The organism is Dysgonomonas mossii DSM 22836 (assembly GCF_000213575.1).
GTDB classification, from domain to species: Bacteria; Bacteroidota; Bacteroidia; order Bacteroidales; family Dysgonomonadaceae; genus Dysgonomonas; species Dysgonomonas mossii.
This window is the reverse complement of the sequence record NZ_GL892009.1, coordinates 1-20,518: the sequence shown is the minus strand read 5'-3', so window position 1 is coordinate 20,518 and position 20,518 is coordinate 1. Positions and strand designations below refer to the sequence as shown.

16 protein-coding genes, 1 tRNA gene and 2 pseudogenes are annotated in these 20,518 nt (G+C 36.7%); 16 read left to right on the top strand and 3 right to left on the bottom strand.

Annotation, left to right across the window (positions count from 1 at the left end; translation table 11 throughout):
• Window positions 1–29 precede the first annotated feature (29 nt).
• The 7 genes from secA to HMPREF9456_RS12820 all read left to right on the top strand — a co-directional run bounded on the left by secA (window position 30) and on the right by HMPREF9456_RS12820 (window position 11,617).
• On the top strand, window positions 30–3,347 hold the full coding sequence (secA, locus tag HMPREF9456_RS12850) for a preprotein translocase subunit SecA (protein ID WP_006843968.1): 3,318 nt from the start codon (window positions 30–32) through the stop codon (window positions 3,345–3,347).
• Window positions 3,348–3,539: 192 nt separating this feature from the next.
• On the top strand, window positions 3,540–6,140 hold the full coding sequence (gyrA, locus tag HMPREF9456_RS12845) for a DNA gyrase subunit A (protein ID WP_006843967.1): 2,601 nt from the start codon (window positions 3,540–3,542) through the stop codon (window positions 6,138–6,140).
• A 22-nt stretch (window positions 6,141–6,162) separates the two neighbouring features.
• Window positions 6,163–7,455 (top strand): tetratricopeptide repeat protein, encoded by a 1,293-nt coding sequence (locus tag HMPREF9456_RS12840; RefSeq protein ID WP_006843966.1) that lies wholly within the window; start codon window positions 6,163–6,165, stop codon window positions 7,453–7,455.
• Between the two features lie 190 nt (window positions 7,456–7,645).
• Window positions 7,646–8,752: a universal stress protein gene (locus HMPREF9456_RS12835; protein WP_006843965.1), complete on the top strand. Its 1,107-nt coding sequence runs from the start codon at window positions 7,646–7,648 to the stop codon at window positions 8,750–8,752.
• A 205-nt stretch (window positions 8,753–8,957) separates the two neighbouring features.
• On the top strand, window positions 8,958–10,055 hold the full coding sequence (meaB, locus tag HMPREF9456_RS12830; RefSeq protein ID WP_006843964.1) for a methylmalonyl Co-A mutase-associated GTPase MeaB: 1,098 nt from the start codon (window positions 8,958–8,960) through the stop codon (window positions 10,053–10,055).
• Between the two features lie 112 nt (window positions 10,056–10,167).
• Complete coding sequence (locus tag HMPREF9456_RS12825) at window positions 10,168–11,130, top strand: ROK family protein (RefSeq protein ID WP_006843963.1); 963 nt, start codon at window positions 10,168–10,170, stop codon at window positions 11,128–11,130.
• Window positions 11,131–11,281: 151 nt separating this feature from the next.
• The gene (locus HMPREF9456_RS12820; protein ID WP_006843962.1) at window positions 11,282–11,617 is read left to right on the top strand and encodes a YegP family protein; all 336 of its coding nucleotides are present in this window, start codon (window positions 11,282–11,284) and stop codon (window positions 11,615–11,617) included.
• Window positions 11,618–11,714: 97 nt separating this feature from the next.
• Here the strand turns inward: HMPREF9456_RS12820 and HMPREF9456_RS12815 are convergent, their stop codons facing one another.
• Genes HMPREF9456_RS12815 through HMPREF9456_RS12805 form a run of 3 tightly spaced genes read right to left on the bottom strand, consistent with a single transcriptional unit; the run spans window position 11,715 to window position 14,318 of the window.
• On the bottom strand, window positions 11,715–13,139 hold the full coding sequence (locus HMPREF9456_RS12815; RefSeq protein ID WP_006843961.1) for an ammonium transporter: 1,425 nt from the start codon (window positions 13,137–13,139) through the stop codon (window positions 11,715–11,717).
• A gap of 38 nt (window positions 13,140–13,177) precedes the next feature.
• Window positions 13,178–13,546 (bottom strand): P-II family nitrogen regulator, encoded by a 369-nt coding sequence (locus HMPREF9456_RS12810; RefSeq protein ID WP_006843960.1) that lies wholly within the window; start codon window positions 13,544–13,546, stop codon window positions 13,178–13,180.
• A gap of 43 nt (window positions 13,547–13,589) precedes the next feature.
• On the bottom strand, window positions 13,590–14,318 hold the full coding sequence (locus tag HMPREF9456_RS12805) for a TorF family putative porin (protein ID WP_006843959.1): 729 nt from the start codon (window positions 14,316–14,318) through the stop codon (window positions 13,590–13,592).
• A gap of 422 nt (window positions 14,319–14,740) precedes the next feature.
• Between HMPREF9456_RS12805 and HMPREF9456_RS12800 the strand changes: the two genes are divergently transcribed.
• From HMPREF9456_RS12800 to HMPREF9456_RS12765, 9 genes and pseudogenes are all read left to right on the top strand, one after another.
• Window positions 14,741–14,814, top strand: a tRNA-Asp gene (locus HMPREF9456_RS12800).
• A 298-nt stretch (window positions 14,815–15,112) separates the two neighbouring features.
• Window positions 15,113–16,303: pseudogene (locus HMPREF9456_RS12795) on the top strand (site-specific integrase); the annotation flags it as partial.
• A gap of 271 nt (window positions 16,304–16,574) precedes the next feature.
• A complete protein-coding gene (locus HMPREF9456_RS12790) occupies window positions 16,575–17,099 on the top strand; it encodes an ORF6N domain-containing protein (protein WP_006843957.1) in 525 nt (174 codons plus the stop codon).
• Window positions 17,089–17,526, top strand: coding sequence for a virulence RhuM family protein (locus tag HMPREF9456_RS12785; RefSeq protein ID WP_018074962.1), 438 nt, complete (start codon window positions 17,089–17,091; stop codon window positions 17,524–17,526). Before HMPREF9456_RS12790 ends, HMPREF9456_RS12785 begins: the two co-directional genes overlap by 11 nt.
• A gap of 22 nt (window positions 17,527–17,548) precedes the next feature.
• Complete coding sequence (locus tag HMPREF9456_RS12780) at window positions 17,549–18,082, top strand: hypothetical protein (protein WP_006843955.1); 534 nt, start codon at window positions 17,549–17,551, stop codon at window positions 18,080–18,082.
• Window positions 18,083–18,581: 499 nt separating this feature from the next.
• Complete coding sequence (locus HMPREF9456_RS17085; RefSeq protein WP_080904117.1) at window positions 18,582–18,818, top strand: hypothetical protein; 237 nt, start codon at window positions 18,582–18,584, stop codon at window positions 18,816–18,818.
• 19 nt (window positions 18,819–18,837) lie between these two features.
• On the top strand, window positions 18,838–19,830 hold the full coding sequence (locus tag HMPREF9456_RS12770; RefSeq protein ID WP_006843954.1) for a hypothetical protein: 993 nt from the start codon (window positions 18,838–18,840) through the stop codon (window positions 19,828–19,830).
• Between the two features lie 44 nt (window positions 19,831–19,874).
• Window positions 19,875–20,030, top strand: coding sequence for a Cas9 inhibitor AcrIIA9 family protein (locus tag HMPREF9456_RS17080; RefSeq protein WP_081462092.1), 156 nt, complete (start codon window positions 19,875–19,877; stop codon window positions 20,028–20,030).
• A gap of 145 nt (window positions 20,031–20,175) precedes the next feature.
• A pseudogene (locus tag HMPREF9456_RS12765) lies at window positions 20,176–20,518 on the top strand (site-specific integrase); the annotation flags it as partial.

Here is a 20,518-nt window from a genome sequence, read left to right as displayed (position 1 = left end):
AATAAAAAGAAAATAAACTAACTAAATATATGGGATTCGCTGACATTTTAACATCATTATTCGGAAATAAGTCTCAAAGAGACTTAAAAGAAATCAATCCGTATGTAGACCGTATCAAAGCTGTATATCCTTCTATCGAACGTCTGTCACACGATGAATTACGTGCAAAGACAATGGAGATCAGACAAAAAGTTCAGGAGTACGTAGCAGCAGAAAAGAATAAAATAGCAGAACTCAAAGCCAATATCGAATCACTGGATATTGATCAACGTGAGGATGTGTGGGTAGAAGTAGATAAGCTGGAAAAAGAAATAACAGACAAGTATGAAAAAGTACTAGATGAAGTACTTCCCGAAGCTTTTTCTATTGTAAAAGAGACCGCTCGCCGTTTGACGGAGAATGAAGAGATTATAGTTACAGCCACAGAGTTTGATAGAGAGTTGGCTGTAGATCATGATTTCGTGCGTATTGAGGGAGATAAAGCTATATATCAAAATCACTGGCAAGCAGGAGGTACAGAAATACAATGGAATATGATCCATTATGATGTACAGTTGTTTGGTGGTGTTGTGCTTCATAAAGGTAAAATCGCCGAAATGGCAACAGGGGAAGGTAAAACCCTGGTAGGTACTTTGCCTGTATTCCTTAATGCACTTACTGGTAATGGTGTGCATGTGGTTACGGTGAATGATTATCTGGCAAAACGTGACTCTGAGTGGATGGGACCAATTTACATGTTTAACGGACTTTCTGTAGATTGTATCGATAAACATCAGCCTAACTCAGAAGGTCGTCGTAAAGCATATCAAGCAGATATTACTTTCGGGACAAACAATGAGTTTGGTTTCGATTATCTACGTGACAATATGGCAATCAATCCGTCAGATCTTGTTCAACGCAAGCATAACTATGCGATTGTTGACGAGGTTGACTCCGTATTGATTGACGATGCTCGTACTCCATTGATTATTTCCGGGCCTGTACCTAGGGGTGAACAACAGTTGTTTGAAGAATTTCGTCCACGTGTAGAGATTATCGTAAAAGCACAACGAGATCTTTGTACTAAATTACTAGCTGAAGCAAAAGCAAAAATGGCTTCCAGTGATAAGAAAGAGCAAGAAGAAGGATCGTTGTTGTTATATCGTTCATTCAAAGGGTTACCAAAGAACAAACCTCTTATCAAGTTCCTTAGTGAACCTGGTATAAAGGCATCTATGTTGAAGACTGAAGAGCACTATATGAGCGAACAAATGCGTAATATGCATATCGTTACAGATGATCTTTATTTCACTATAGATGAAAAAAATAACAGTATAGAGCTCACAGATAAAGGTATCGATTTGCTTACAGGTAATTCAGATGACCCGTTGTTCTTTGTTTTGCCTGATATCGGGTCTTTATTATCTGACTTAGAAAATCAATCGCTTACTGACAGCCAAAAAGCAGAAAAGAAAGACGAGTTGATGCAAAACTATTCTATCAAGTCGGAACGAGTACATACAGTCAATCAGTTGCTAAAAGCCTATGCTTTATTCGATAGAGATGATGAGTATGTGGTTATCGATAATAAGGTAATGATTGTTGATGAGCAAACAGGACGTATTATGGATGGTCGCCGCTATTCGGACGGATTGCACCAAGCGATAGAGGCTAAAGAGCGTGTTAAAGTAGAAGCTGCAACACAGACATTTGCAACTATTACATTACAGAACTATTTCCGTATGTATCACAAGCTTTCGGGTATGACCGGTACAGCTGAGACGGAAGCAGGTGAGTTGTGGAACATCTACAAATTAGATGTGGTTGTAATTCCTACCAATAGACCGATTGCGCGTAAAGATATGAATGACCGTATATATAAAACAAAACGTGAAAAATATACAGCGGTTATACAAGAAATAGAAAAACTAGTAGAAGAAGGCCGTGCTGTACTTGTGGGTACAACATCTGTCGAAATCTCTGAGTTGCTGGGTAAGATGCTTACCATGCGTAAGATAAAACATAATGTGTTGAATGCTAAGTTGCACCAGCGTGAAGCTGAAGTTGTAGCTCTTGCCGGACAACCGGGAGCTGTTACTATAGCAACAAACATGGCCGGTCGTGGTACTGACATCAAGCTTGCGCCAAGTGTGAAAGAAGCAGGCGGGTTGGCGATTATCGGTACAGAAAGGCATGAGTCTCGTCGCGTTGACCGTCAGTTGAGAGGTCGTGCAGGGCGTCAGGGTGACCCGGGTTCATCTGTATTCTATATCTCGTTAGAGGATGATTTGATGCGTTTGTTTGCATCGGAACGTATTGCCGGAATGATGGATCGTATGGGCTTTAAAGAAGGAGAAATGCTTGAGCATAATATGCTTAGCAAGTCTGTAGAAAGAGCTCAGAAGAAAGTAGAAGAAAACAACTTTGGTATTCGTAAACGCTTGTTGGAATATGATGATGTGATGAATTCTCAACGTGAAGTTGTGTACAAACGTCGCCGTCATGCTCTTATGGGAGAACGTATTGGTATCGATATCGTGAATATGATATATGATACGGCTGTAAGTCTAACAGAGCAGCATGCCGATAATCTTGATTATGAAGGATTGACGGTTGATATGTTACGTTTGTTTACGACAGAGCCACCTGTTGATGAAGCGACATTCCGTTCTACCAAGCCTGATACATTGACCGATATGATATATGATAAGGCTATCCAGAACTTCAAACATAAGATGGACCGTTTAGCTGAAATTGCTAATCCGGTAATCAAACAGGTTTACGAAGAACAAGGTGATAAGTTCGAGAACATTCTTATTCCTATCTCAGATGGCAGACGTGTTTATAATATCTCTTGTAATCTGAAAGAGGCATACGAAACACAATCTAAAGATGTGATCAAATCTTTTGAAAAATCAATAGTCCTTCATACAATCGATGAAGAATGGAAAGAACATCTTCGTGAAATGGACGATTTGCGCCAATCGGTTCAGAATGCCAGCTATGAACAAAAAGACCCATTATTGATTTATAAACTTGAGTCTTTCAATCTGTTTAAGAGTATGTTAAATAGCATAAATAGTAAAGCTGTAACAATTCTTATGCGTGGACAGATACCTGTTCGTGAACCGGAACAAGTACGTCAGGCTGAACCGGAACAAAAGACAGACTATAGCCGTTACCGTACCGAACGTAATGATATAGAAGATGGACAACAAAGAGCTTCGGCTCCGGGTCAAGGGCAAGCAGCCCAGGAACGACCTAGAGTGACAGCTCCTATACAAGTAGACAAAAAGCCGGGGCGCAATGATCCTTGTTTTTGTGGCAGTGGGAAAAAGTATAAAAACTGTCATGGAAGAAATGAATAATCGGAAGTAAATACTTGATATATTTATAATAATGAAAAGCCCGACAAGTAAGTTTCTGTCGGGCTTTTTTTATGTTATTATGTTTTCTAATACAAACAAAATTTGTATCTTAGCATGTTTTTTAATTGTCAGAAAAACAAAGTGTAAATGTACTTTACAAATATTTGAAAATAAAAATTTTAACTTAAGATAATGGCAGAAACAGAGGACAGAATTATCAGGATCAATATTGAAGACGAAATGAAGTCGGCATATATCGACTATTCTATGTCAGTAATTGTATCCCGTGCATTACCCGATGTAAGAGATGGATTTAAGCCTGTTCACCGTCGTATCCTTTACGGAATGAGTGAGCTAGGTAATACGTCAAACAAACCGCACAAGAAATCCGCAAGGATTGTAGGGGAAGTGTTAGGTAAGTATCACCCACATGGAGACTCTTCTGTCTATTTTGCAATGGTGCGTATGGCCCAAGAATGGAGCATGCGTTACCTTTTGGTAGATGGACAGGGTAATATGGGGAGTGTAGATGGTGATAGTCCCGCCGCCATGCGTTATACAGAGGCCAGGTTAAGTCGTTTGGCCGAAGAGATGCTAAAAGATATTGACAAGGAAACTGTTGATTTTCAATTAAACTTCGACGATACGTTGCAAGAGCCGACAGTGCTTCCAACACGTATACCTAATTTGCTTGTAAATGGAGCTTCGGGTATCGCTGTTGGGATGGCTACGAATATGGCTCCCCACAATATGACAGAGTCTATTGATGCTATTGTGGCGTATATAGACGATAGAGATATCGATACCGATGGTTTGATGCAATATATCAAAGCGCCTGATTTTCCATCAGGAGGGTTTATATATGGTTATCAAGGAGTCAGAGATGCTTTTGAAACAGGGCGAGGACGTGTGGTTATGCGCGGTCGTGCCGAAATAGAGACAGAAGGTAATCATGAAAAAATAGTAATTACCGAAATACCTTATCTGGTAAATAAAGCTGAATTAATCAAGCATATAGCTGACCTGGTCGGAGAAAAAAGGCTGGATGGTATCAGTAATGTTAACGACGAGTCTGACCGCCAAGGAATGCGTATTGTTGTAGATATAAAGCGTGATGCTAATGCGAATGTTGTGCTAAATAAATTGTATAAGCTTACAGCTCTACAATCTTCATTTAGTGTCAATAATATTGCTTTGGTAAAGGGACGTCCCAGAACATTGAATCTGAAGGATATGATATCATTATTCGTTGAACACCGAATAGATGTTGTTATCCGCAGAACTACATACGATTTGCGTAAAGCCGAAGAGCGTGCTCATATTCTGGAAGGTTTAATTATTGCATCAGACAATATAGACGAAGTGATAGCTCTTATAAGGGCTTCAAAATCGCCTCAGGAAGCTATTGAAAGTTTAATGAATAGATTTAGTCTGACAGAGATACAGTCTCGTGCAATCGTTGAAATGCGTTTGCGTCAATTGACCGGACTTGAACAAGATAAACTTCGTAATGAATATGACGAAATACAGAAACTAATTGCTTACCTGAACGAAATCTTATCGAACGAAGATCTTCGGATGCAGGTAATCAAAGATGAACTGATAGAAATAAAGAATAAATATGGTGATGCTCGTCGTACAGAGATTGTATATGCATCTGAAGAACTCAATCCTGAAGATTTCTATGCAAATGATGAGATGATCATAACAGTATCTCATTTCGGATATATCAAACGTACACCTCTTACCGAGTTTCGTGCACAAAACAGAGGTGGAGTAGGAGCTAAAGGTTCTGAAACACGTGACGCAGATTTTATTGAACATATCTATCCGGCATCAATGCATAACTATATATTATTATTTACCCAAAAAGGTAAATGTTTTTGGTTACGTGTATTTGATATTCCGGAAGGATCCAAGAACTCAAAAGGAAGGGCTATACAAAACTTGCTGAATATTGAATCGGACGATAAGGTTACAGCATTTATTCGTGTCAGAGGATTTAGTGATACTGATTACATCAATAGCCATTATCTTGTATTCTGTACACAAGCTGGGGTTATCAAGAAAACCAGACTTGAAGCATATTCTCGTCCTCGCCAGAATGGTGTCAATGCAATTACTATCCGTGAAGATGACAGGGTAATTGAAGTTTTGATGACTGACGGAGACAGTGAAATTTTGATTGCAAATCGTAATGGACGCGCAATTCGTTTCCATGAATCAGATGTTCGTGAGATGGGACGTACTGCTACCGGAGTAAGAGGTATGCGTATTGATGAAGATGGGCAAGACGAAGTGATAGGAATGTTAGCTATGTCTAAAGAAGATCAGAAAACCCATACTATTATGGTAGTCTCCGAGCAGGGATATGGAAAGCGTACGAATCTGAATGATAAAGACGAAGAAGGAAATGATCTTTTTGATGAAGATGGCAATATTATTCCTGTATATCGTATAACCAGTAGGGGAGGTAAGGGTGTTAAAACATTGAATATAACAGATAAGACCGGTAAGCTTGTTTCTATAAATAGTGTTACTGATGATAACGATTTAATGATAATTAACAAGTCAGGTATTACAATTCGTCTAAAAGTTTCAGATATTCGCACTATGGGACGTGCTACACAGGGTGTTAGACTCATAAATTTAGGAAAACGAAATGATGAAATAGCATCTGTTTGTAAGGTCGATTCCGAAGATGAAGAGGATATTGAAATTGCCGAAATAGAATTGGATGAAGATACCCAGAATAACTCAAGCCTGGATGAAAATGAGGAAATAAATAACTGATATATGAACTAAAACAATAATTATGAAGCGAAGTTTATTAGTAATAACATTATGCATATTTGCAGGATTCTCTTTTGCCCAGAAAAAAGCCGTGAAAGATGCAAAATCCGCAATGAAGAACGTTGATGAAGCTAGAGAATTAATCAAACCCGCACTCACCAATCCTGAAACTGCGAATGATCCTGAGACTTGGAAAATAGCAGGTGATATCGAGTACAAAGCGTTTGATGATGAACGAACTTTAGAAATGCAAAAAGAGATCACCGGTAAAGGAGGGAATGAAGAAAAGATGTATATTGGACTTTACAATATGTATGATCCATATATCAAAGCTGATGAACTAGGTCAGATACCAAATGAAAAAGGACAGGTAAAGAACAAGTTCAGAAAAGATATCGTTAAAAATATGAGAGACGGACACAGATTCTATATAAATGGAGGTGTGTACTATAATGAGAAAAGAGACTTTAAAAGAGCTGCTGACTTTTTTGAAAGATATTGGGAGCTTCCTTCTTTAGCTATGTTTGAAGATACAAAAGGTGACTTCAATACACAAGATAGTGTTTATCAGACTATCAAGTATTACGCTGTTATTAGCTCTATCCAATCGGCAGATCATGACCGTTCTATCAAACTTTTGAAGAAGATTATCGCTGAACCGTACGTTCAGAATAGTACTTATAAGGAAAGTGATGCGTATGAACTTTTAGCAAGTGAATACCAACAAGTAAATGATAGTCTTGCGTTTGTACAAGTATTGAATGATGGTGCTAAGAAATTCCCTGGTAATAAATATTTCACACCAAACTTGATCAATGAATTCATCAGAGGAGGTAAAACATCTGAAGCTATGGCTTATTTGGATCAAGCAATAGCTAACGATCCAAGCAATACTTGTGAATTGATGGGAGTAAAAGCATCATTATATGCTGAGCAAAAAAATTATGCAAGTGCAGAACCTGCATATCTACAAGCTATTGCTACTGATGCTAACTGTGAAAAAGCTCTTGAAGGCTTAGGCGTGTTGTATATACTTCAAGCCCAAGATGTAAAAGAAAAAGCAGGTCAAACAAATAGTAGAAGTGAACAAGCACAGTTGGATAAGCAAACTGCAGACTTTTACCAGAAATCTTTGCCTTATCTTGAAAAATATAGAGATTTGTTGAAAGCCAGAGGTGCTGATTTTGATTTAGATATCAAACCTGCATTAATGAAACTACAAAATGTATATTACAACTTAAGTTTATTGAATATAGATAAATCGACTGAATATGAAGCAGTCCAGAAAGAGTTAGGTATATCAGATAAACAATAATTAATACTTATACTATAAAATAAGATCAAGCGTCCGGAACTAAAAACTTCCGGACGCTTTTGTTTTATAGTATATAGTTTAAATAAGGTGAAACTTTATTGCTTCTTGTTAATATTGAGGCTGTTTATCATTTCTATTGTGGATAGTTTTTTGTAAATTTGTTAGAAGCGAACTTTAAATAGCTAAAGACATGAAAGAAGATAAATTAGTAACAATAGCCATACACACTCCTCAGAAAGCTTATATATTAAAGCAGGTTTTGGAAGAAAGGGGTATTAACACACATCTTGTGAATGTTTCGCAAAAAACTGACGATACAAGCCAGGGTTTGGCTGTACGTGTAGATAAAGAAGATGTGATGAATGCCATATCTGTGATTGAAAATAAAAAACTATTCAGATATGATGATGAGAAGATCTCAAAAATAGATGACGGGCGGAAACGCATTCTAGTTGCTGTAGATTTTTCCAGTTACTCAATAAAGGCTTGTCGTGCCGCATTTACAATAGCACAACAAACGAATGCTAAAGTTAAAATACTTCATGTATATCGGGTACACTTTCCGATAACATTCCCATTTGCTGATAATTTAAATAAAGATGATGAAGGTGATGTACTAAGTGTAGCCAGGCGGAGAATGCTTGATTTTTGTAATGAAATAGATGAGAAAATTACACAAAAAGAATTTCCCCCTATAAATTATTCATATTCATTACGTGAAGGACTTATTAGTGAAGAAATAGAAAACTTTGTAGAAGAATATAAACCATTCTTACTCGTTTTAGGTACGAAAGGGTTAAGTAATAATAGGAGGAATGTAGTAGGGAATGTAACGGCTGATATAATTGAGATGACCAATGTGCCTGTGATGGCTATCCCAGAGAACTTTACGATTAGTAATCTTGATTTTCAGAATATAGCTTTTCTTACAAATTTTCAAAAAAGAGATCTGGATGCTTTTGATTTTTTGGTTAATATATTAAAACCTTATCCCAATGTAAGAATTACGCTTACTCATGTTAATGTAATAAACAAAAAAGATGAGAAATGGTCTGAAGCTGAGCTTGCTGAAATGAAAAAATATTTTATCGATAAATATCCGGAGCTTAATGTTAGCTATCAACTTATCGATGGTCCAAACATGGCGGATTCGATCAATGATTTTATCAAGAAAGAAAACATTAATATAGTTATGTTAAACACTAAACGACGCAATCTTTTTGGCAGAATTTTTTTACCGAGTATATCTAGAAAGGTTTTAATAAACTCTGATGTTGCTCTTATTATCTTTAGATAAAATCTTAAAAATTATATAACAATTGATAGCCTATCCCAAATTTATAATATTATCTTTTGTTATATAATTACTATTATGTTTAATTATATATTTAAAATCTATTATTACAAACTCAAGTTATATCGCCTCTCTCTTTTTTAGTTATCTTTGATTATAATTCTAGATTTTATAAAAATCTATTCACTAGCATTCAAAAATAGAATTTATGGATCATATTGAGAACGATGAACAATTTCAAGGATTAAGTGTAAATAAAGGCACTTCAGAACAACCTACTATCAATCCTTATCTAAATAGTTTTAAGAAATTTAAACGCAAAACGTATTCTGTGTCTGAATATGTTGATGGTATTCGCAAGGGAAATATATCTATTCTTGGACAGGCAGTCACCCTTATTGAAAGTTCTAAACCTGAACATCAGTCAATAGCACAAGAGGTTATAGAGAAATGTTTGCCATATACAGGCGATTCTGTCCGAATTGGTATTACAGGTGTACCGGGAGCTGGAAAAAGTACTTCTATTGATGCATTTGGAATGCATATTCTGAAAAAAAATAATAAACTAGCCGTTCTTGCTATAGATCCATCGAGTGAGTTGACTAAAGGAAGTATACTTGGTGATAAGACTCGTATGGAACGTTTGTCTGTAGAAAAAAATGCGTTTATACGCCCCTCCCCTTCTGCCGGATCGTTAGGTGGTGTTGCTCGGAAGACAAGAGAAACGATTATACTCTGTGAAGCCGCTGGATTTGACCGTATTATAATAGAAACAGTTGGTGTTGGGCAGTCCGAAACAGCTGTACACTCTATGGTCGATTTCTTTTTACTTATACAATTAGCCGGAACCGGAGATGAATTGCAAGGTATCAAGCGTGGTATAATGGAGATGGCCGACGGCATTGTTATAAACAAGGCTGATGGCAATAATATAGAGAAGTCTCGTTTAGCTCAATCACATTTTAAGAATGCTTTACATCTATTTCCTTTGCCGGAATCAGGATGGGTGCCTAAAGTTTTAACTTATTCCGGATATTATGAGATAGGTATAGATGAAGTGTGGAATATGATTGATGAATATATTGCATTTGTCAAAGAAAATGGTTATTTTGAGCATAAACGTAACGATCAATCTCGTTATTGGATGTATGAAACTATTAACGAACGTTTAAAAAATAATTTTTATAACAATACTGTCATACAAAAGGAATTAGGGGTATGTGAAGAACAAGTACTTAATTCTCAGATAAGCTCATTTGCTGCTGCGAATAAAGTCTTAGACATTTATCAAAAGATATCTAAATGATAAGGAAACACATATTATTGCAGATATATAACCGAATATTTTCTTAGAAATCATTATATTTGTACACTTTAATAGAAATAATTTCATTGTTGAATTAACATTAATATAAATCATGGAGAAACCATATGCTATTGGGATTGATATTGGTGGAACCAATTCTGTTTTTGGTGTTGTAGACAAACGTGGACACATCATTAATCAGGGTTCTATCAAAACTGGTGCTTATAAAGAAATCAACGAATATGTAACAAATCTCTCAGCCGGAGTTCAAGAAATTATAGATCAGGTTGGAGGATCAAGCAATATTAAAGGTATTGGAGTTGGAGCTCCAAACGGAAATTACTTTACAGGTTGTATCGAATTTGCACCTAATCTTCCATGGAAAGGTGTTATTCCATTGGCTCAAATGCTGACAGACAAACTAAATGTACCTGTTGCATTAACCAATGACGCGAATGCAGCGGCTATAGGTGAAATGACTTATGGAGCAGCTCGTGGAATGAAAGATTTTATTGTTATTACACTAGGTACCGGCGTTGGTAGCGGTATCGTAGTAAATGGGCAGTTGGTATATGGTCATGATGGATTTGCAGGCGAATTAGGTCATACTACAATTCAACGTAATGGACGTATGTGCGGCTGTGGCAAGAAAGGTTGTCTTGAAACATATAGTTCTGCTACCGGTGTAGCACGCACTGCGAGAGAGTTTCTTGAAACAAGAAAAGATCCAAGTTTATTAAGAGAACTTGATCCGAAGGAAATAACATCAAAAGACGTGTATGATGCTGCTGTAAAGGGTGATGTTTTGGCAAAAGAAATTTTTGAATTTACCGGTCAGATGCTTGGAGAGGCGTTTGCAGACTTTGTAGCATTCTCAAGTCCCGAAGCTATTATACTATTTGGAGGATTAACCAAATCAAGCAAATTTATTTTTGATCCTGTGCGCAAGCATATGGAAGAAAATATGTTGCCTATATTCCGTAACAAAATTAAGCTGTTAATGTCTGAGCTTAAAGAAAGTGATGCTGCCGTACTTGGTGCAAGTGCTTTGGGTTGGGAAGTAAAAGACTATTAAAAAGTTCTATAAATAGAAAGTATATATAGCAGTAGATTTTTTCTACTGCTATTTTTTTATCAGTATTTATATAGATGAATATAGATTGATAATAAACTTTTTATATTAAACTAGTGTTCTACTTTAATATGAACCTTTAAAACACAACAAAATGGGAAAATTTGAGATTTCGAAGAGAAAGAACGGTGAATTCCAGTTTAATCTTAAAGCAGGTAATGGACAAGTTATATTAAGTAGTGAAGGATACACAAAAAAGGAAAACTGCAAGAATGGTATTGAATCTGTAAGAAAAAACAGCCAAGTTGAATCTCGCTTTGAAAAACTAGAATCAAAAAATGGCAAACCATATTTTAATCTAAAAGCTACAAATGGGCAGATTATAGGAACGAGCGAATTATATGAAAGTGTAGCTAGCCGCGATAACGGCATTGCATCTGTTGTTAAAAATGCACCTGATGCTGAAGTTGTAGATCTGAGTGCAGAGTAAAGAAGCACCCCCCTACCCTCTTTATAGAAAAAAAATGCCATGCAAAGATATTATCTTTGCATGGTACATTTTCTGTGTTTAATAGTGCGATTTCTAGTTATTCTTCTTCGCTGTAAGCAATTTCTCCATGTTGAGAGATGTCAAGTCCGGTAGACTCATCATCTTTGCTTACCCTCAGTCCAATAGTTTTATTAACAATAAAGAATAGTATGAATGTTAGAACAGCACTGTATACAACTGAAGCTCCAGTTGCAACAACCTGTATCCATAATTGATTCCAATCTCCGTATAATGCTCCTTGAACGCCCTCAGGGCCTGTGATAGCTCGTGTGGCAAATACCCCTGTAAGTATAGATCCAACTATACCACCGATACCGTGTACACCAAAAGCATCTAAAGAATCGTCGTATTTAAGTTTGGGTTTTACATAAGCAACCATAAAGAAGCATACTAAAGCAGAAATTCCTCCTATGGCAAAAGCTCCGAGCACATCAGCTGTTCCTGCTGCGGGAGTTATTGCTACAAGCCCTGCAACAGCACCTGTACAAAATCCTACAATAGTTGGCTTTTTATAAAGAATCCATTCTAGAGCCATCCATATCACAGCGGCTGCAGATGTAGCTAAATGAGTGACAAGGAATGCATTCGCGGCCAATCCATCAGCGGCGAGTCCACTACCAGCATTGAATCCAAACCATCCGAGCCATAGTAGAGATGTACCTATGAATACAAATGGAATGTTATGTGGTGTAAATGGATGACCTATTGTTCTGTATCCTTTTCGACGTCCTAACATAATAGCCATAACAAGAGCAGATATACCTGCATTGATATGTACCACAGTTCCTCCGGCAAAGTCAATGGCACCCATTTTCATAAGCCATCCACCGCCCCATACCCAGTGAGCCATTGGGTTGTAAACGATGATTGACCATAGGATGATAAAAACCACATAACCCGAAAACTTGATTCTTTCAGCAAAGGCCCCAATAATCAAAGCCGGAGTGATAACTGCAAACATACACTGGAATAAGGCAAACAAAATCTCAGGAATGCCAACTCCGCTCATATATGTGTCTAATTTTATACCATGTAAAAATGCCTTATCAAATCCTCCGATAACTTCACCTAGAGGGCTTCCGGAATCCATAAAGCTCGTACCAAATACCCAACTGTAGCCAAATGCCACCCAAATAATACTAATTATACCGGTAGCCATAAGACACTGCATAAGGATGCTCAAAATATTTTTTTGACGAACAAGACCTCCATAAAATAATGCCAATCCCGGAATTGTCATCATCATAACAAGCACAGTGGCTACTATTATCCATGCGGTATTCCCTGAATTTAAAACTGTAGGTTCTTCCGTCGCTGCTGCAACAGCTTCTACGGGAATAGCCGTTGTTGTTTTTAAAGAGTCAGCAACAGTCGTAAGAGAATCCTGTGCCCATACAGCCGTGGGTAAAACCATAGCTATAAACAATATAATAGTGACGTATTTGAATAATCGATGTTTCATATTTTTATTTTTTACCTAAAGCTTTTTTAACCTAATCTTTATTTACTATCTTCATCCTCTTCATCCTTGTCGTACAAGGCCTCGTCACCATGATCTCCGGTGCGTATACGGATTGATTGCTCTATTGCAGATACGAATATTCGACCATCTCCGCTTTCACCTGTAAAAGCTGAGCCTAAAATGGCATTTATTGATTTTTCTACATTTATATTTCTTACAACAAAAGCGATATAGATGCGTTCTATTGTATTTACATCGTATGCTATACCTCTGAATATTAAACCCTGACGGGCACTCCCCTGTCCATTGACTTCCCACCATGACAAAAAGTCGATATCTGCTTCATGTAATGCTCGGCGGACTTCATTAAATTTTGATTTGCGAACGATTGCTTCTATTTTTTTCATATAAAAAAGATAAAGTGTTTTATTTATTATAATAAGGAGGTTCTTACTTAAAAGACATACCAAATACAAAATGTATATCTTCAAGATTTGGGTTGCAGATGATATGACCGAATATCGGTAAAGAAAATGAATCTGTAACTTTTAAAGTTTTGGATGCTTTTAAAGATATAGAAGTGAAATTGAATCCATTTGTTCCATAAACAGCACTTTCCCAAGGCGTGAATCCTGTTGATATTCCCATATCTATTCCTGCAACAGAAAATGGATAAGCCAACTCGATGTAAGTAGAATAAGAGTTTTTACCATCTTCTTTCTTATTTCCTTTGCCTAGCATAAATGTATTCCATGTAACATTTAATGGGAATGATTCGGGCAGTGTATAACCTAATGATGTTTCTAAGTAATGTCCATTGTTACTTCCGTGGGGACTACTCAAATACCGATACTGACCTTCTCCATCCCACCAGTAATCTGTAACAGCAATTTTAAATCCGCTATTTTCGTATGCGGCAGTAAAATCCACTTCTTTTTTACCATTTTCGCTAGTAAAATCTGTAGATGCCCATGCACCTAGAGAGAATCCATTTACACTAGCACTTAATGTTGGTTGAAAACTGGCTCCGGCTTGCTTATAACCCCGCCATACATAGGAACTTACTAAATCGGCTCCGAAATCAATATTAACTGATTGCGATTTTACGGATAAAGTAGAGAGGAAAGCAAATAATACTATAGCCAGACAACCTTTTTTACCTAAAATTAGAGTTTCCATAATCAAAATATTTAAAGATATTAAAATTTATCTTTACTTTTCATTTTGATTAGATATATGGATTATGAGTTTCTTTTTGATTTATTTGTTTGCAAAAATATGACAAAATATTTTATAAATCAAAATAAAGTATAAAATATTTCAAAAAAATATTTAGTGTAGTTATAAATTTAGTAGATATCAACTATTGCTTTTTAGACATCAATTCTCCTAAACTTTTTTATTTATTTATATTTTTCCTTCTAAATTTTCATTGAATACTTAAGTCTATAAATTTTCTTTATTTTTAATCCTTTGAAACACAATGATGTTAAATTTTATTCTAAAAAATCTTTGTAAATCTATTGCAGGATTCAAATCCTTATCCTATCTTTGCATCGCATTTGAGAGGAAATGCTGCTAATAAAAAAGCAAAACAAAATGGTGTGGTAGTTCAGTTGGTTAGAATACCTGCCTGTCACGCAGGGGGTCGCGGGTTCGAGTCCCGTCCATACCGCTGGGAGCCTAAGACAAGAGGCGCCAACAGTAAGACAAGTCCTTCATATTCAGTGAATATGGAGGACTTTTTCTTTTTATCCTGTCTTAGTCGAAAGCCAAGAAAAAGACAAAAAAAGACAAAGCATCTAACCCAATTCGTACCCCTTTTTTAAAAAAGGTGCAGGGGGTACGAAAAATCACTTTATAGGGGGTACGATTTGTCCTAAATTGGCAGTATGTTGTCGCCATTTGGCAGTGTGCATAAAACTCATTTACAGATAGTTATAAGTAATTTTGTAACATTAAAAAATGAGTTTATGAAAAGTACATTTAAGATTCTTTTCTATTTGAAAAGAGACAAAGAAAAATCAGATGGTTCAATACCTATTTTTGGGAGGATTACGATTGACGGACAAGCAAGCCGTTTTAATACTAAATATAGTATTAAACCTGAATTATGGGACACGAAATCTTCTACTATCATTGGCAAAACAAAAGAAGCCCTTGAAATCAATTCTGTTTTAGAAGCTATTAAAACGAGTGTTTATAATGTATATCACGAATTACTTACCCGTGAAAACAATGTAAATGCCGAAAGGGTAAAAAATATCTTTCTCGGTCTTGAAATAAAACATCAAACTGTTCTCGAACTTTTCCAACGCCACAATGAGGATCTTGCCAAATTAGTCGGCATAAGTAAATCTAAAGAAACACTCCAAAAATATGAAGTTGCCTATAGACGCATGGCTGGCTTCATCAAGGAGTATTATAATGTATCAGATATTTCTTTGAAAGAAGTAAATCATATGTTCCTGCATAATTTCGAGATTTACCTGATGACTACCTGTAAATGCAAAGAAAATACGACTGCAAAATTCCTACAACGTTTCCGAACCATTATTATCATGGCGAAAAACAACGGTTGGATACATATTGACCCGTTTGCCAATTTCAAGATACGATTCAAAAAAACGGATCGTGGCTACTTAACACAACAGGAGATTGATATAATTATGTGTAAGAAATTCGCTTCCGAACGTCTTGAACGAGTAAGGGATATATTCATTTTCAGTTGCTTTAGCGGACTTGCATACATAGATGTAAAGAATTTGCGCCAGTCAAATATTCGTACTTCTTTCGATGACGGATTGTGGATTATGGGCAAACGAGAAAAAACAGGCGTAAATTATAATGTGCCTTTACTTGATATCCCAAAGCAAATTATAGAGAAATATTCGGGTAAATTGCCAGATGATAAAGCACTTCCGGTAATGAGTAATCAAAAGATGAATGAATACCTCAAAGAAATCGGAACAATCTGTGGAATTGATAAAAATTTAAGCTATCATCTTGCAAGACATACGTTTGCGACTCTCACGCTTACAAAAGGTGTATCTATCGAAAGCGTGTCAAAGATGTTAGGGCATACTAATATCAAAACTACCCAAATTTACGCACGAATTACTGATGTTAAAGTCAGCAATGATATGGCTTCTTTTGCTGAAAAACTGGAAGAAAAGAGAACCAAATCTAAATCTAAATTAGATCAACTCTTTGAGTGCCTTTCACTACGTGAAAAAATGGCTTTATTTAATCTTCCCGGCACTTTGTCTGATGATCCCGAAAGATTAAAGCGAATATCCGTCATGTGGCACAGCCTTTCGGAAGAAGAAAAATCCTCTCTCTGGTCAAACACCTTTGAAAGTGAGAATAATTTAACTTTCAAACCAATGAAAGCTAAAACCCAGGTCGCTGTTTAACCCATTAAATATATTTATCATGGAATTACAGATTATTCAAAGTAAGATTTATGAAATCCGGGGTATGCGTGTCATGTTAGATTATGACCTCTCCGAGTTATATCAGGTTGAAACAAAAAACCTGAAACGTTCTGTCCGGCGGAACATAGACCGCTTCCCACCCGATTTTATGATAGAACTCACAAAAGATGAGTACGATTTTTTAAGGTGCAATTTTGGCACCTTAGAAAATCAAGGTCAAGGACAACACGTAAAATACTTACCCTTTGGTTTTACAGAACAAGGTATAGCCCAACTTTCAAGCGTTCTTAACAGTACGCTGGCCATTCAGGTTAATATATCTATCATCAGAGCTTTTGTCGCCTTACGACAATATGCACTGGGATATGCGGAATTAAATCGTAAACTGGAGGAATTTATGGTGGAAACAAATATGCAGTTCAGTGATATTTACCAGGCTCTTACCGAACTGGCATCACAAAAAGAACTGGAAAATAAACCCCGTAAACGTATTGGTTTTAATGTTCAACACAATGAAGAATAATATAATTATGGAACGAGGATATATAAATATTAAAGAAAACAATGAAAATCAACTGATTGTTGAAGCAAAACTTGTAAATTGCACCCTATGGGTAACGAAACATCAAATTGCCGACTTATTAAATGTATTCGTCAATACGATTGGTAACAACTTTCGGAGTATATTCAAATCCGGGTTACTCCATGAGGAAGATGTTACCCGAATACATAAATTTGAGAGCAATGGGCACCCATGCGAAACGGTACTGTATAATCTGGAAGCACTGATATTTGTCAGCTACCGTGTAGCATCTTTTGAAGCAAGGGCTTTTCGAGAATGGGTAATGAAAGCACTAACCGAATATACCCGGAATGATAATAAAAAGACAGCCGAAGTTCTGATAGTATATAACCTGCATTCTGAACTTCCGGCTATTTCAATGAATTAATAAACGTTTAATACATTCAGATATGAAACACGTATTTTATTTATTTATCGCTGTTTTAATGGTTTCCTGCGGTTCCAACTCATCAACGAGTAATTACGAAAAAATCATTACTGATAACCTGTTAAAAGGGAGCGACACAAAAGAAAATCTCAACTTCAAAATTGTGGAGATTAGCGAAACCGGCAATGTTACGGTTGCCGACAGTATTGCTTATTTAACTGATGAGTTCAGAAAAGACAAACAACTTATCATTGATCGTGTTGCACTTGCCCTTGAGAAGACTAAAGAATTAAAGTCTTATCAATCAACAAAGCATAATCATGAAAAATACAATACTGACATTGCTGTTATGAGTGATCGCATAGATTCGCTTAGAAATCTTACTCCCGATAACTTGAAAGGTTATGATAGTAGGAATCCGGCAGATGTTCTTGCCGTAATCGTTAGATGTAAATATTCATTGGTTCCTCCCGGTGGAACAGCCGTTGAAGAAACATTCGATTTTTACTTATCTCCCGATGGAAGCAAATACTACGGTAAAACCAGAGCCAAGTAAAAAGTATATATCACAATCCAAACGGAGCCTGTATCATATTGGTACAGGCTTTTTATATATATAGCTTTCCTTTCTGTGGGGAAAGTTCTGCGTTTTATGATGATAAACGCATAGCAGACAACTCGATTTCCTTTTTTCTATACTTCCCTCGATATAATTTCTTCCTCATTTAGCTATGTATGCGGAAAGCGGCTCGGAGTGAACGAGTATCAGGCGCGAATTTATCTCATGTTTATTGGCTGCACAAGATCAGACGTGTTTTCAAAAAAATCTTCCTCGATTCAAAATCTCTTTTGTGATAGATTTTAAGAAATTATCCGGCAATAATTATAGCCTCTTTTCTTAAAGAAATGTACCTGTACCCCTATCAGGTACAGGAAAGCGAGTGTATTTTTTTGAAAAATCTTGATGCTGCCAAAAAGCACTACGTGAGTAAGGCACCTGAAACTCGATCACACCTCACCGGCTCCGATACGGCATAAAAAAAAAGTCAGAAATTATGAGAAATATAGAAAAAAATAGGAAACAACGACCGACAGCCTACCTTCCAATTAGCATAAAATTGGTTTTAAAAATCGTTTTGGCGGTTTTGGGCTTCTGTGTGTGGGGAACAGGGTTTATTTGGGCTTTAGTGGGCTTGTATCTCTTTCTTCCTGTTATACGGGGTATCCTCTCCTTCTTCGTGGGCATGGGTGCTATAATTCTCTTTATTCTCGCAATGCTGACCTTTTTATAACCCATTAAAATTTAGAGTTATGAGCAAAGTATTTTTATTAGGAGCAAACAAGGAAATTGACAGGGCTAAACAAGTAGTAGAAGTCAATCAGGTTATCCAAATGGAGGGGTACAGCTACGACAGATATGTAGTCTATGACATCGTTAAAAACGATTGGGGAGTACATTACAAGCTGATTAACCTACGGGGAAAAATCTTTCAAACGGCAGACATAATCAGACCATTGAAAGAAAAATTCGGTATCGGTTACTATTACGACAGCGAAAACCCTGAATTTATGGACGGTTTTGAAGTGGCGATACTCCTTCAGGAAGCGAAAGAAAAAGCCAAAGCGGAAGCGGACGAAGCCGAAAAAGAGAGAATAAGAGTAGAAGAAGTTAAGGTAATAGGGCGTAAACGCTTTGCCGATATATTTCCCGAAGATGCTTTAGGCGTTATAGTGGCACGGCTGAAACAGAACGAAAGCGACAGCCAAACCGACTATTACGCAAGCAGTAACCAACGCACCGTTATTTTAGGCTTTTCCAAACATAAGAGGGACATCTTTTCCGAAATGCGTAAACACGCATCCAATTTCGAAGAAACCACCTATTTATCAGAGTTTAACGAAGATTACGAACATAGGGAAAAATACTCTATGGGTGCAGGGTATTATTTAGGCGAATATAGGCATAGCGGTTGGATAATTGAAAAAGTAGGCGTTTGGAAACGTGAAAACACAATAGAGGAATTTGCCTATACCGCAGGGAACGAAGATAATATACATATCAGTAAGACCGACAGCACACCCCCAAGCAATCCACAGGGAACAAGTACGGGTAATTGCACAGTAGTAGAATATTCAGCCAAAGCAGTTGCAGTTTTCGGAGAAACGAAAGCAATTAAAGACGAACTCAAAGCAATGGGCGGACGCTTCAACAGCCGATTAACCTTTAATGGTAAGAAGTTGGCAGGGTGGATATTTCCGAAATCACAGGAACAACGGTTAGCTTATTATTTCGGATTGGATTAAGTAGTAACACGGGGCAGTAACCCTGCCCCACAATACCAAAAAACATGAAAGCATCAAATCATTTCAAAAACGATATAAAGGCATATTTAGACCAACGGGCAGAAACAGATGTATTGTTCTCATTCCAATACTCCAAACCCGAAAAGAACATTGACGATTGTTGTTTATGGATAGCTATCCATAAACAGCATTATGCGTAGCTATACATTATGGAAAGCTGTTTTAAAGGTTGATGTATAACCATTTAATTAAGTGCGATTTAATACAATTTCTTAGCATAACAACTCAGCATAATATATATATTGCAATTGGGTAATAATGCCCAATAATTATCAATTCATATTTATGAACAGAAATAGTAACCTAAATTCTATGGGCTTGGATAGTCTGATAGAAAATTGTATTTCGTTCTTTCAAAAGAACCGTTATCGTTCAGGTAGTATAACTGATTATGAGGTATTGTGGAATGTAGGAATTCGTTCTTATATGTCCAAGCACAATCTTGATTTATACAATCCTAATGTAGGTCAGGCCTTTTTGGAGGAAGTCACTTGTAATCGTTCATTGGAGGAACTCTCATACAGAGAACGGTCAAAAATCAGAAGTATTCGTATCTTGGATGATTACCTTTTATATGGGTACATACGAAAGAGAGGGAAAGAACCTGTTAAGTACCTACTCGATGGAA

Coding starts and splice junctions, on each gene's coding strand:
- secA (WP_006843968.1), top strand. CDS start 30: ATGGGATTCGCTGACATTTTAACATCATTATTCGGAAATAAGTCTCAA.
- gyrA (WP_006843967.1), top strand. CDS start 3,540: ATGGCAGAAACAGAGGACAGAATTATCAGGATCAATATTGAAGACGAA.
- HMPREF9456_RS12840 (WP_006843966.1), top strand. CDS start 6,163: ATGAAGCGAAGTTTATTAGTAATAACATTATGCATATTTGCAGGATTC.
- HMPREF9456_RS12835 (WP_006843965.1), top strand. CDS start 7,646: ATGAAAGAAGATAAATTAGTAACAATAGCCATACACACTCCTCAGAAA.
- meaB (WP_006843964.1), top strand. CDS start 8,958: ATGGATCATATTGAGAACGATGAACAATTTCAAGGATTAAGTGTAAAT.
- HMPREF9456_RS12825 (WP_006843963.1), top strand. CDS start 10,168: ATGGAGAAACCATATGCTATTGGGATTGATATTGGTGGAACCAATTCT.
- HMPREF9456_RS12820 (WP_006843962.1), top strand. CDS start 11,282: ATGGGAAAATTTGAGATTTCGAAGAGAAAGAACGGTGAATTCCAGTTT.
- HMPREF9456_RS12815 (WP_006843961.1), bottom strand. CDS start 13,139: ATGAAACATCGATTATTCAAATACGTCACTATTATATTGTTTATAGCT.
- HMPREF9456_RS12810 (WP_006843960.1), bottom strand. CDS start 13,546: ATGAAAAAAATAGAAGCAATCGTTCGCAAATCAAAATTTAATGAAGTC.
- HMPREF9456_RS12805 (WP_006843959.1), bottom strand. CDS start 14,318: ATGGAAACTCTAATTTTAGGTAAAAAAGGTTGTCTGGCTATAGTATTA.
- HMPREF9456_RS12790 (WP_006843957.1), top strand. CDS start 16,575: ATGGAATTACAGATTATTCAAAGTAAGATTTATGAAATCCGGGGTATG.
- HMPREF9456_RS12785 (WP_018074962.1), top strand. CDS start 17,089: ATGAAGAATAATATAATTATGGAACGAGGATATATAAATATTAAAGAA.
- HMPREF9456_RS12780 (WP_006843955.1), top strand. CDS start 17,549: ATGAAACACGTATTTTATTTATTTATCGCTGTTTTAATGGTTTCCTGC.
- HMPREF9456_RS17085 (WP_080904117.1), top strand. CDS start 18,582: ATGAGAAATATAGAAAAAAATAGGAAACAACGACCGACAGCCTACCTT.
- HMPREF9456_RS12770 (WP_006843954.1), top strand. CDS start 18,838: ATGAGCAAAGTATTTTTATTAGGAGCAAACAAGGAAATTGACAGGGCT.
- HMPREF9456_RS17080 (WP_081462092.1), top strand. CDS start 19,875: ATGAAAGCATCAAATCATTTCAAAAACGATATAAAGGCATATTTAGAC.